The sequence below is a fragment of the Paenibacillus xylanexedens genome (assembly GCF_007680605.1).
In the GTDB taxonomy this organism is placed as follows: domain Bacteria; phylum Bacillota; class Bacilli; order Paenibacillales; family Paenibacillaceae; genus Paenibacillus; species Paenibacillus xylanexedens_B.
Genome location: NZ_VEIO01000001.1, coordinates 1,302,140 through 1,315,248 on the forward strand (window position 1 = coordinate 1,302,140; position 13,109 = coordinate 1,315,248).

Annotated in this window: 8 protein-coding genes; 6 read left to right on the forward strand and 2 right to left on the reverse strand. The window is 44.8% G+C overall.

Features of this window, described 5'->3' with window-relative positions:
• Nucleotides 1-2: 2 nt before the first annotated feature.
• Nucleotides 3-2,384: a polyprenyl synthetase family protein gene (locus FS818_RS05860; protein WP_145332772.1), complete on the forward strand. Its 2,382-nt coding sequence runs from the start codon at nt 3-5 to the stop codon at nt 2,382-2,384.
• Between the two features lie 160 nt (nt 2,385-2,544).
• Here the strand turns inward: FS818_RS05860 and FS818_RS05865 are convergent, their stop codons facing one another.
• A complete protein-coding gene (locus tag FS818_RS05865; RefSeq protein ID WP_145330450.1) occupies nt 2,545-4,314 on the reverse strand; it encodes an ABC transporter substrate-binding protein in 1,770 nt (589 codons plus the stop codon).
• A gap of 158 nt (nt 4,315-4,472) precedes the next feature.
• Between FS818_RS05865 and FS818_RS05870 the strand changes: the two genes are divergently transcribed.
• The 3 genes from FS818_RS05870 to FS818_RS05880 all read left to right on the forward strand — a co-directional run bounded on the left by FS818_RS05870 (nt 4,473) and on the right by FS818_RS05880 (nt 9,863).
• On the forward strand, nt 4,473-5,711 hold the full coding sequence (locus tag FS818_RS05870) for an MDR family MFS transporter (protein WP_145330452.1): 1,239 nt from the start codon (nt 4,473-4,475) through the stop codon (nt 5,709-5,711).
• A 640-nt stretch (nt 5,712-6,351) separates the two neighbouring features.
• Nucleotides 6,352-8,097 carry an ABC transporter ATP-binding protein gene (locus FS818_RS05875; RefSeq protein ID WP_145330454.1) on the forward strand — a complete coding sequence of 582 codons (1,746 nt, stop codon included), beginning with the start codon at nt 6,352-6,354 and terminating at the stop codon, nt 8,095-8,097.
• Entirely contained in the window at nt 8,094-9,863 is a 1,770-nt protein-coding gene (locus tag FS818_RS05880; protein WP_145330456.1) for an ABC transporter ATP-binding protein, read from the forward strand. The genes FS818_RS05875 and FS818_RS05880 overlap by 4 nt, the downstream gene beginning before the upstream one ends.
• 163 nt (nt 9,864-10,026) lie before the next feature.
• Here the strand turns inward: FS818_RS05880 and cyoE are convergent, their stop codons facing one another.
• On the reverse strand, nt 10,027-10,944 hold the full coding sequence (gene cyoE / locus FS818_RS05885; protein ID WP_260984533.1) for a heme o synthase: 918 nt from the start codon (nt 10,942-10,944) through the stop codon (nt 10,027-10,029).
• A gap of 432 nt (nt 10,945-11,376) precedes the next feature.
• Here cyoE and FS818_RS05890 point away from each other — a divergent pair, with 432 nt between their 5' ends.
• Both FS818_RS05890 and FS818_RS05895 read left to right on the forward strand, forming a co-directional pair.
• The gene (locus FS818_RS05890; RefSeq protein WP_145330457.1) at nt 11,377-12,297 is read left to right on the forward strand and encodes an NAD(P)/FAD-dependent oxidoreductase; all 921 of its coding nucleotides are present in this window, start codon (nt 11,377-11,379) and stop codon (nt 12,295-12,297) included.
• A gap of 196 nt (nt 12,298-12,493) precedes the next feature.
• Nucleotides 12,494-13,081: a TetR/AcrR family transcriptional regulator gene (locus FS818_RS05895; protein WP_145330459.1), complete on the forward strand. Its 588-nt coding sequence runs from the start codon at nt 12,494-12,496 to the stop codon at nt 13,079-13,081.
• The last annotated feature ends 28 nt before the right edge of the window (nt 13,082-13,109 follow it).

The window sequence follows — 13,109 nt, forward strand, 5'->3', positions numbered from 1 at the left end:
TTATGAATCAGACCAAGGCCGAAGCTAATGCAGATGAAGCATACCGTCTCGCAGAGCAGAAAGCATCTCAGTATTTTGCAAAGCTCTCTCAGCAGCTAATTAATAACACACATATAGATTCACTTATTCAAGATTTCAGGATTTGGCAAAAAAAACATATCCATCGTTGGAGCTGGTTTTCCTGGTTCGCTGGCAAAAGAAAACCGGATTCCAAAGATATTCAGAAATATATGCATTGGCTCAGTGCGACAGGCAAGATCGATGATTATCTGGATCGCAGCATCTCATATATCTATATGCGCGATCTGGGACAGGCGCTGGATAACACGAAAACAAAAGACAAGATTCAGCGTATCGCCAAGGATACCAAAGCATATTTTATGCGTGTCGCAAGTGAACAACAACGTCAGGCTGATTACATAAGCCCGGCAACATTATATCGGTGGGGACAGCGGGAGCAGATTGAAGAGGCTGTGATCTGGGTGATGGACAAATTAAAACATGTTGCAGCAAACATTCCCCCAGAACTTGATGCGGCGCAGGCACAACGTAAACTGATCAAGATTATTCTGGGCGTCGTGCTTCATGTCGACGATGAGCTTACAGAGGACACGCCGCGGGAGGAACGGATTGCTAAGCTCGATGCAGCCATCAGGCTGGGTTATTCCTACGGTTTAACGTACCCTTTTGTGGATGATCTTCTCGATTCTCAGGCGCTGACCACGCAGGAGAAGGAACAATATTCAGCGATGATACAACAAGCTTTGCTTACTGGGATTGTACCTGATCTTGGAGAATGGAAGGGGCCGCAGCTTGAAGTGATTCGGTATGTACACTCCGAGCTTCGAGAGGCCTTTGAATATATTCGGAACTATCAACGTGAAGAGATGCGGAACACTTTTTTTGAACAGTCTTATGTGTTCTTCCAATCCCAGGAGATCGACCGTGGCAAGAAACTATCCAATGCGCATTATACGAATGAAGAGCTGTACATCCCGATTATTATTAAGTCGGCGTCGTCGCGATTGATTGTTCGTTCTGTTCTGAGCGCACCGGAAGATGAAGGGTTTGATCTGCGTACCTTTCATTACGGGATTTATAATCAGCTTGCGGATGATTTTGCGGATATGTTCGATGATATGCAGGACGAGGCAGTGACACCTTACACGTATTATTTGAAATATCGCGACCTGCGTCCGGATTTGATTAACCCGTATGAATTGTACTGGGCAGTCATCTCGTTTCTAATCCATGACGTCTACCATTCCAATGCCAAGGCGAGGGAAGTTATCCTGGATCGTGCAATTAACGGGCTGAAGCGTTGCAGAGAGCGGCTCGGTCAGGCGAAGTATGACGAGGTCATGACGCTCTTTGCTTCAGGCCAACCCGAACTTAATCATGTAGTGCAACAAATGGTGCGAAAAGCAGATGACGTGGACTTTCTGGACAAATTGCTACGGGATCAGGTTGTGCTGCAGCTCAGTAATGAAAAACAAGAGAAGGAGTCGTTCCAGCAGACAACCCAAACGGTACGTGAGCGGATTAATGTGGAACTGCAAATTAACAAAGCCGCCGAAGAACTCGAAATGAAGGGGAAGCTGATGGATGCGGCCAACTACAGTCTGCAAGGGGATGGCAAACGTCTGCGTCCGATCCTGACTTGGGTCATGGGTGTTCAGGAGTACGGGCTCAGCGAGTCGGCTATCATGCCGTTGTTACGCTCCATGGAGTATATGCATACGGCTTCACTCATCTTTGATGATCTGCCCACACAGGATAATGCCGAGACAAGGCGCGGACGCTCCACGCTTCATCAGTTGCATAATAGTGCTACAGCAGAACTTACAGGACTATTCCTGATTCAGCGAGCGATTCGTGAGCAGTCTTCACTGCATCGGTTTGATGCGCAGACCGTGTTGAAGCTGATTCAGTATTCGGCTATAAAAGCCGAGGATATGTGTATGGGTCAGGCGATGGATCTGGGTTCCAAAGGAAAACTGCTCTCACTGGAAGAGCTGAACACGATCTGTTTTTACAAAACAGGCATTGCCTTTGAGGCGGCGCTGGTTATGCCAGCGATTTTGGCAAAAGTAAAGGATGAGGAGATCGACGCGCTAAAAGTGTTTGCGTATCATGCAGGCATTGCTTTTCAGATCAAGGACGACCTGCTGGATTATGGAGGAGATCAACAAACCCTTGGCAAACCCGCCGGTCAGGATGAGCGAAATAACAATTCAACCTTTGTATCTATTCTTGGGGAGACAGGTGCTCAAAAAGCGATGTGGGAGCATTATTGCCTTGCTACCGACGCATTACGTCAAATGCCTAAACCGATCCCATTTCTAAAACATCTACTGAATTATCTCGTTGGCCGTGAACGGTAAGTCTAATAACGTTGATGCAGCATCTCTATTGATTTATTACATGAATTGCATGGTTTTTATAATCGGAATACACAACGGAGTTGCCGAACTTATAACTGCTATTCGATGTATGTTAAAAGAAACCCTCACCCGTGTTTTAACAGGGCGGAGGGTTCTTTTATTACGGATTTTTGATCCATAATTTGGAAATATCCAGGAATCCAAATTCTGAGGTTTGCATGCCGTAGAAGCTCTGATGCAATTCCGCTTTTTTGTTCATATGACATCCGTACAACATCCAGCTGTTTTTCCGCAGTAATTCTTCAGCCTGTTCCAGAAGCTCGCTACGTTCGGCGTGAGGAAGTTGCGGAAAGGCGTCCAGCAAGGAATCCAATATCGATTGAAGCTCAGGAGTCATGTATTCATGGAGCGTATTGCTTTGATTTTTGAAAAAATGAATCATGCCATACTGCCAGTCATCCTCCAGTATTTCTTCTCTCAGAATCAAAGGTGCATCTGAGGTCTTGACGACATCCAGATAATCGTCAAAAGGCTCAAGATCCATCCTCAATCCTACTCGACTTGCACGTTGTTGCAGCCACTCAGCCACATCGGAATCTTTATTCTTTTTATAAGATAACAAGAAGGTTTCACCTTGATAACCCGATTGTTCAAGCAATGCTTGAGCATCACCCAGGGATGCAGCATCCCAGCTCCGTGCAGCGCTTTTCCACGGCAGAAAACTACTGGCGGGTGTAATTCGATTTTTACCCAAATCATGCACCAGTGTGACCGGATCATAGATGATACGCATGGCCTGGCGGAAGGGCAAGGTATGATGACAACCCGGGACATTGAAATTGAAAAGCATATACTGACAGCCAAGTGCGGGATAGTCAATATAATGAGGCCGTTCATGACTACTTCCAGGCAGACTGAGCCGATCAGTACCAGGTAAATCATAATAACCGTCGCTTGAAGCCGATTCAGGAAGAAACCAGATGTGGACCTGGTCCAGATGAGGACGAAAGCCATAATAAGCATCGAATGCAGTCAGTTTGATTACATCTTCGCTCATTTCGGTGATCTGAAACGGGCCTGTGCCGACCAGGGGCTGGTTCGATGCATAATCTGCCGGCAGTACCGTCATGCGAATACAACTGAACAGATGTAGAAAAAAACGGTTCGCACGATGCAATATAAACCTGATGCAATAATCGCCGTTCACTTCTGTTCGCTTAATATCGCGGTACAGCCATAGAGACGAACAATGGGTCTCGAATAAACGCTTCAAGGATGCCTGAACATCATGCGATGTCATCGTACGTCCGTCATGGAAACGAACACCTTTTCGCAAATAAAATACCCATTCTTTATGATCGTTGTTAGATTCCCATGTATGTGCAAGTGCGGGTAAAAAGGTATCAGTGTGGGCGTCGTAAGTAATCAGTGTGTTGCATATCTGACCAAGAAGATAGGTTTCAAAAGCCGTATAAACCGAAGCCGGGTCCAAATCACCCAGTTGACGTGATCTCAACATGCGAAGTGTATCCTGACCGGAAGTGCTTTCGGTGTAACTGCGAAATCCCATCTGCTCATGAAGGGTAAGCATCAGTTTTTCCCGCATCAAGTCATCGATTTGCACATTTCCAATCAACTCGATGGCTTCTTTCAGTTTGCCTTTGGATAACAGTTCAGTAAAGTTAAATTCTAAAGCATCATTCAGACTTCGCAGTAGTGTAAGCTCGGAATGATGGCCTCGTCCACGCCCAGGTTTCCAATGGATGAAATGCTGATCTTCCAGCTTCCGTAAAATAAATTTGACATTGCGCGGAGTGCAACAGAGGACGGAGGACAGATTCTCGATCGTTACGGGTACAGGTTCATTGATCTTGATCGAGAGCATTTCAGAGCCAGCAAGTCTTAGAAAGTGAGTATATATCGTATCCATGTGTACAGCTCCTCCATAAAGGTGAAAAGTGAGAACAAAACATTACACTTTTACTTCCCCCTTTTATCTTTACAATTATACCTATGAGGATGACAGAATTCATCCATTTTCGCAGCAACAGGATAGATAGAGAAAGCAGCAAGATAGGAGAATGAAAGATGAAGCATATTTTAAAGCAAATTCACCCGCTGGCCTGGACCATTATTATTGGAACGATGTTTGGGCGCCTCGTGACGTCGATGAGCATTCCATTTCTGTCCATCTATTTGACACGTGTGCTTGATGCTACGCCGACCCAGACGGGAATTACGGTTGCGGTAAGTTCACTGGCGGGAGTATTGGTCAGTTTTTACGGGGGATATATCTCTGATCGAATCGGGCGCAAAATCGTTATGCTTGTCTCGGTATTTAGTTGGGCCGCTGTATTTTTCATTTTTGCGGCAGCCGAGCATTTATGGGTGTTTTTTGTTGCAAACACGTTAAACGGTTTGTGCCGGGCCGTGTTTGAGCCAACCTCAAGAGCGTTGTTATCCGATATAACTTCACCTCAAAACAAACTGCTAGTGTTTAATCTGAGATATGCAGCGATTAATCTGGGGGTCGTGTTTGGTCCAATTATCGGATTTCAGCTGGGATCATCGGAATCGACGTTTCCTTTTGTTATCTCGGGGCTCGTTTATATCGCTTATGGTCTGATTCTAGGTCTTCAATTTCGACTTCATCATGCCAATCTCCCTGGACGTCTAGAAGTGGCTGCACCCCGTCTGCGCGAAGCCCTCATGACCACCGGACGGGATCGGGTATTCCTGCCTGTGCTGATCGGTACGACGTTTTGTGTGTTGGGTTACGGCCACTTCAGTTCCACGTTAGCGCAGTATTTGGCGAGAAGTCCGATCTTTGAAAATGGAAGTCAGATGTTCTCGTATATGCTTTCACTCAACGCGATTACTGTACTGGTTATCCAGTACCCGCTCGTTCGTACTTTCCGGAATGCACCGCCGCTTGTCCCGCTAATTCTGGGAAATCTGCTCGTTTCCGCAAGTCTGCTGTTATTTGGTTTAGCCGAAGGAATCGTATTGATGATGGTCAGTGTCATCCTGTTTACGATAGGGGAAGTACTGCTCTTTACGATGATGGATATGCTAATCGACCGAATTGCAAAGCCCGAATGGAAAGGAACGTATTTTGGTACAATCGGTTTCAACAATATCGGAAATGTTGCGGCTCCGGTCATTGGTGGGTTGCTGTTAAGCCAGTTTGGTGCGGGGAATGGACTTGCTGTCTTTATTCCGATTGCTGTAACGACAGCACTTGGGGTTCCTTTTCTACTGATGGCACATAAACGTCTTGTTAACAGAGAAAAGCAAGCAACTGAATCTATACAAGTTGGACTCTAACAGATGAATTAAATAACAATTTAGTTAATAATTATGTTGACGTATAAAGAATGAGCGAATACAATAAACAACAAATATGTGAAACGGGTGGGATAAACAATGGTGGATCAGCCAGCGCAGGACCTTCAACCAATAATTGAATATGCATGAGCATAGTGACATTATCCGGGTAGAGTATTGAGCACGTTTGGACTGTCCAGCTTCGTGCAACCCTGTCTGGACGCTCATTCATACTGCGATGTTAGAGAAGAGGCTGAAACGAAACGTTTTCTCGCTGGCTTTTCAATCCAATCAAGCTGTAGATGAACTTCATTCATCTATGGCTTTTTTTCATTTCGCCAGACTGTTCACATGGGAAGGAGCATGAGTAAGACTACAGGTTAAAGTAAAGACAGACATCAATTCTAATTGGTTACATTAAGATCGATCTATATCCATACGAAGGGAGAATAAACTATGGTTAACGTTTGTAAACGATATGTTTCTTCGGGAGGCCTTGCTGACTACAACAGGCTCATACATGATTCATCATAGCGAAGGTAATCAAAAGTGTGGTTGGAAGATTTAACATTCAAATGATAATTATGCGCGAGACAAAGTATACATCCGAGTAAAATTTTTAATTAAAGGGGTGGGGCTGGTGCCCAAAACAGAAAAACGCTCCATGTCATGGCTGCTGCGATATTTAAAGCCGGTGAAAGGCAAGCTGGCCGTGTTGCTGATCTTGTTGTTAACATCAACAGGGCTGCAACTTCTAAATCCACAGATCACCAGACGATTCATTGATACGGCTGCAAGCGGCGGAATTCTGGGTGATCTGGTACAGCTTGCAGGGCTTTTCCTGCTCATTGCTGTGAGCAATCAATTGATTACGATCGCGGTCAGTTACTTAGGAAACGATGTGGCCTGGCGGGCAACGAACCGGATGCGCGGAGATTTGCTGAAACATTGCCTGCGGCTCGATATGCGTTTTCATAACGTCAAAACACCCGGAGAGATGATTGAACGTGTGGATGGCGACGTAACGAGCATTTCGAATTTCTTCGCCATGTTTATCGTGCAGGTCATCGGTAGTTTTGTCCTGCTTGCAGGCATTCTGGGATTTATGTTTACGATTAATGTGCCAATTGCACTGGTGATGACTGTATTTACGTTATTGTCTATTCTGTTCATGGTCGTTATTCGTAACCTTGGGGTAGAGTCCTCTAAAAATGAGCGAGCGGCTAGTGCTTCCTTGTTCAGCTTGATTGAGGAGCGAATTGCCGGCATTGAGGATGTACAGGCGAATGGACACGTTCCATATGTAATGAACCGATTCTATCGCACGATGCGCACTGTTTTTCTCAAAGGTCGAAAGGCATGGATGCTTAGAGTAATTCCTTGGAATACCACGGTTGTCATGTTTATTGTATCCGTCACGGTCGTTTTGCTTCTCGGCGTGCACTACTATATTGAGGGTGTAATCAGCATTGGAACCTTGTTTTTGATCTATCAATACAGCCAGATGTTGAATGACCCCATTGAGTTGCTTGGCGATCAGGTGCAGGAGTTTCAAAAGGCAAAATCAGGCATGCTTCGCTCCCGCGAATTATTGTCTTTACGAAGCGAAATACAGGATGGAAGTGAAGAGAGGCTGCCTGACGGCCCGCTCGGACTGGAATTTAATCAGGTGTATTTCAGTTACAATGAGGATAAACCTGTGCTTCAGGATATCACCTTTGAGGTGAAACCTGGAGAACGTTTGGGCATCATTGGTCGCACGGGGAGCGGAAAATCAAGTCTTAGCCGTGTTCTTCTGCGTCTTTACAATCTGGATCAGGGAACGATCCGGATCGGTGGATCGGATATTACGAAGTTATCCATGCAGGCTCTCTATCGCAGGGTGGGTATGGTAACACAGGACGTGCAGTTGTTTGATGGTACATTGCGTGACAATCTGACATTATTTAATCCAGAAGTGTCGGATGCCATGATTAGGCAAACAACAGAACGGCTGGGGCTGCATCACTGGATTGATACACAAGCGGAAGGATTGGATACACACCTGACTGCAGGAGGTGCTTCATTATCTGCGGGGGAAGCCCAGCTCTTCGCTTTGACCCGTGTATTTCTGACGGAGCCGAGTCTGGTCATATTGGATGAGCCTTCCTCCCGGCTTGATGCAGCGACCGAGAGTTTACTTCAAGCTGCTATTGACGAATTAATGAAGCGGTCAACAGGGATTATTATTGCACACAGATTAGCCACGCTGGAGAAGGTTGATAAAATTATGGTTCTTGGCGGGGGCAAGCTGCTGGAATTTGGATCAAGAGTAGAGCTTGCGAATAATCCGTCCTCCCATTACGCACGGCTTTTGGTTACAGGGCGAGAGGAGGAACTGGCATGAATGTTACAGGTTTTATAGGACGTTTGTTTCGCTTCAAGCCTTATTTGTTTCTAATTAACGGTTTGTTATGGTGTATCTTTCATTCGCTTCCGCTGGCAATGGGGCTTGGCATGCAGTGGTTCTTTGACCGGACAGCAACGGGAAGTTCAGACTACATGTGGCTTGCCGTACCGCTTGTTGTCATTGCGCTGTTCCGCTTGACAAGGGTTGGTACGTTCTTCGTTGCTTTTCATGCCTGGGTCACCTATATGTACCACATTCAGGCTATATTGCGGACGAATATGCTGGCTGGCATTATGCGCTGGCCGGGACGCAATCTTCCTGCATCTCCGGGTGAAGCAATGAGTCGTTTCCGGGATGACGTAGATGAAGTGGTTGAATATATGGAGTCCTGGGTGGACTTTTGGGGTCGATTGGTGTTTGCAGTGGTGTCGATCGTAATTATGGCCAACATTAACTGGAAGATTACACTTGTTGCCGTTTTACCGCTCTTGGTGGTGACGCTGCTGAATAATTTGTCAGGCAATCGTGCAAGAAAGTATGCTCAGGTTAATCGTGAAGCGACGGGGCGGATTACCAGTTTTATCGCCGAAACGTTTGGGGCTGTACAGGCACTGAAGCTGGGTCAGGCAGAAGAACATGTCTCTGCACGGTTTAATCGATTGAATGAAGAACGGCGTCAGGCTGCCTTAAGAGATAATCTGTTCAAGCAATGGATGAAGTCACTTAATCAGCACGTGCTGAGTATATGTACGGGGCTTATTTTGTTGATGTGTGCAGCCGAAATGAAGGCGGGTAACTTCACAGTGGGTGATTTTGCCTTGTTTACGAGTTATCTCATGAATATTGGGTTCAGCATTTCCTTGTTTGGATACATGGTATTTCAGCACAAAAGACTCAAAGTGTCATATGACCGTATGCGAACGCTTTTTCGTCCAGGTGAAGAGGATCAGATTATGGAGAAACGGGAAATCTATCTTAATGAAGAGCCGCCAGAGCCAGTGAACGAAGCAAGAAATTCGAAGGAGAAATTGCGTGAACTTGAAGTGAATGGTCTTAGCTATCGCTATGAGCAATCCTCAAACGGTATACAAGACATCGGCTTCAAGCTGAAACAGGGACAATTTCTTGTCATTACAGGACGCATCGGTTCTGGTAAATCCACACTGGTTCGTACACTGCTTGGACTTCTTCCCAAGCAACAGGGTGAAATTCTCTGGAATGGAGAGCACGTAGATCCGGCAACATTTCTTATGCCACCTAGAGCTGCATATACGCCTCAAGTTCCAAGGCTGTTCAGTGACACGCTCAGAGAAAATATCGTTCAAGGTAAACAGGGAGATACAGATCAGGCACTTGAAAAAGCCATTCGACTGGCTGTTTTGGATAAAGACATCAGACAGTTGGATCAAGGATTGGAAACGCCCGTTGGTCCAAGAGGCGTCATGTTATCCGGCGGTCAGATTCAGCGATCAGCAACAGCTCGGATGCTGATGACCGAGGCGGATCTGTTTATCTTTGATGATCTGTCCAGTGCGCTTGATGTGGAAACAGAGCAGCTGGTATGGGACGGACTCTTTAAAGAGAGAGATGTCACATGTATTGCCGTATCTCACCGCAAGGCCGCTCTCACCAAGGCAGATCACATTATCGTTATGAAAGATGGACGGATTGAAGCCGAAGGAAACCTGGCCGATTTACTTGAAACCAATGAAGAGATGCAGTTGCTGTGGCAGGGAGAGCAGATACCTGTAAAGGCAGGATGATATGGGTTACAACGGAAACGGATAGAGCTACAATGTGATTAATTCAGATCTCATAAAAATAAAAGAAAAAACCGTACAGATCATGCCTGAGTGCAGGCGTAGGATCTGTGCGGTTTCTTCATGTTTTTCTAAAATCAATATGATGATATAATCTCATTTTTATTTAAGCAATTAAGGAATACGCAATGATAACCAAGAAAATGATGGTGATATGGTTAATGGAGAAAATAAACATACGCTGTGACCATTTTTTGGTTTCTTTTTTGTCAAACGTAGCCACACTAAGAATGAGCCAAGCCAGGCTTACCAGAAAAGCCACAATGGCAACAAACGGGCTCATCGGCCAGAACAGGAAGCTGGAAAGCAACAGCAATACCAGATAAACGTTAGTTTGTACGTAAGTACGTCCAATACCTTTTACCACAGGTAACATCGGAACGCCTGCCGCCTTGTATTCATCGAAGCGACGAATAGCGATACCGTAGAAGTGAGGCATCTGCCATAATAACATCGTTACGACCAGTGCCCAGATTTCAAAGTGTCCAAGTTCCGGAGAGATGGCAGCCCATCCAATCAGCGGAGGAACAGCACCTGACAGGCTACCTACCTCAGTGTTGTAGATCGTTGTGCGTTTGGTCCACATCGTATATGGAATGACGTAAAGGAACAAACCAAGAAGGCCAAAAACAGCTGCTGATGGAGATGCAATGTACAGCATAATCGCACCAATCAACGTGATCGTAAACCCTAGAATCAGACCCGCCTTGGTATCGACCCGTCCTGTAACGGTAGGACGTTTCTTCGTGCGCTCCATAATAGCATCAATGTCCCGGTCGTACAAATTGTTGAACACTCCAGCTGCTCCGATAATTAATGAAGAACCGAGAAATGAAAGCAAGATCGGAACAATATTATCGGTAACAGAGGCATCAAATACATATAAAGCTAAACTTAAACCTGCAAACATGGCGATCAAGTTGGACTTGATGATTCCAATTTTGATCGTATCTAAAAATACTTTTGGAATCGAGCTGTACTCCAGGCTGATATTGGCTTGTGACTCATTATTTAATGTTTTCAAATACTCACTTCCTATGTTTGTACTTAATATAATATGTGTACATTATATCATTCAATTCGCGTTGTGATTTAAATTACATTCTAGTATTTATAATAATGTCATTTGATTGTGAACAATTTAAAAACAAGAACTTTTTTAATTGTTAAAACAACAGTTCTGTGCTACGCGCGTATTTTCGAAAGATTGTCATCGTTTAATTGTAGAAATGAAACAAAGATATTGCAAATACGAAATAATAACTGTATTGTAGATATAAGATATCTCTAATGGTTTCGTTTTGAGTCCATAAATGTGGGGTTCCATTGACTGTTAGAAGGGACGCTATTAGATATCTCACATATCTTTGTTTCTTAAGTAGCAAGTGTGCAGAGGAAAGAGAGAATATTTTTTGCTTCTATTAGAGATATTAAATATCTGGAAAGGGTGTTATGTATGGGTGAAGATCGTAGCCGATTCGATGTTGTGATCGTGGGAGGAGGACCTGCTGGACTTAACGCTTCGCTGGTACTTGGGAGAGCCAGAAAACATGTACTTGTTATTGATGATCAAAAACCTCGTAACTGGGTTACCCGCGAGACACACGGCTTTTTGACCAGAGATGGCGTGAGTCCACGGGAATTCCGTAGAATTGCGAAAGAAGAGATCGTTGCGTATCCTTCAGTGCAATTTGCATCCGATACCGTGTTGGAGATAACCGGACAAGATGGTGAGTTTGTTGTTAGAACAGTCGAAGGAAAGCAGTATGATGCGAAAAAGGTTTTATTTGCTGTTGGCAAAAGAGATTTGCCTTTGGATATAACAGGTTTATCTGATGTCTACGGAAAAAGCGCATTTGTATGCCCATATTGTGATGGATGGGAACTAAGGAATCGAGAGCTTGTCATCATAACTAGCGCCAACCACGCGTTACATATGGCTAAATTAATCTCTGGCTGGACAAGTCGGTTTACGCTGTGCATCCAAGGTGACAATCGTTTGGAAGCAGAAGAGAAGCAAGAACTTTCACGTCATGGGGTAAAGGTTTATGAAGCTCTCGTTCAATCGATCAGATCGGAAGAAGGGATGGTGAGTTCAGTTGAACTGAGTGACGGAACAATAATTCCTTGCACGGGTATCTTCTTCCAGCCCAAGCTTCAGGCTGGCTCAGATTTACCAAAAGTCTTAGGTTGTGAGATGACGGAGACCGGAACCATCGTTGTTGATGCACAAGGAAAAACATCGGTCCCTGGTGTGTTTAGTGCGGGCGATGCATCATCAGAACTGTATCAGGCGATTACGGCAGCATCGTTAGGTGCGTTAACTGCCGTTAGCATTAACCATGAGTTAAATGTTGAAGTATGGGAATCTAAATAAAGTGTAACAATACAGTGAAACCGCCAGCTGATTCTCGATTACATGTCGACCTGCTGACGGTTTTACTTATGGCTTTATGTAGCAGTGAAGTGTTATTTTTTCGTAAAATTTAAAATAAAAGCATTGACATGTTGCCAACGAGCGACTTTAATTATATAGACCGATTGTTATAATTTATTGAAGGAAGTGGCTTTCTTTGAGTGAAAAGTCGAATGCCAGAGATCTGATCGTTGGCACAGCAGCGAGACTGTTTTTTTCACAAGGGTATCATGCGACCGGTCTGAATCAGATCATTAAGGAGAGTAACACACCGAAAGGTTCGTTATATCATTATTTTCCACAGGGGAAAGAAGAGCTGGCTCTCGAATGCATTCAATCAGCCAATGCCCACATCTTGCAAAGGTTTGAAGAAATTTTTGCAGCCCATGAGACGACTGCAGAAGGCATTCGGCAGTTCATTTATGAAACAGCGAATGAAGCGGAAGCCAATGGTTATACGGGATTTCTGCCATTCAGCTTCTGGGCAGCAGTAGAGACTTCCTGTATTAGTCAGCAGCTGCGTACCGCTTCGCAGAACGTATTTGCAGGATGGCAGGATATCATCGCAAGACATCTCATTTTGGATGGTATGAGTGATAAGCAGGCTCGTGAGACGGCACTGCTCGTTATTTCTCTGATGGAAGGTGCATTGATCATTACGCTGACCAATCAGGATAAACAGCCGATGCTGACGGCTGCGGATTATTTGTCAGTTGTAGCGAAGAATGTCCAGCAGCATCAATAGGTTGTACCAAGAGAAAGAGAGAAAAAAG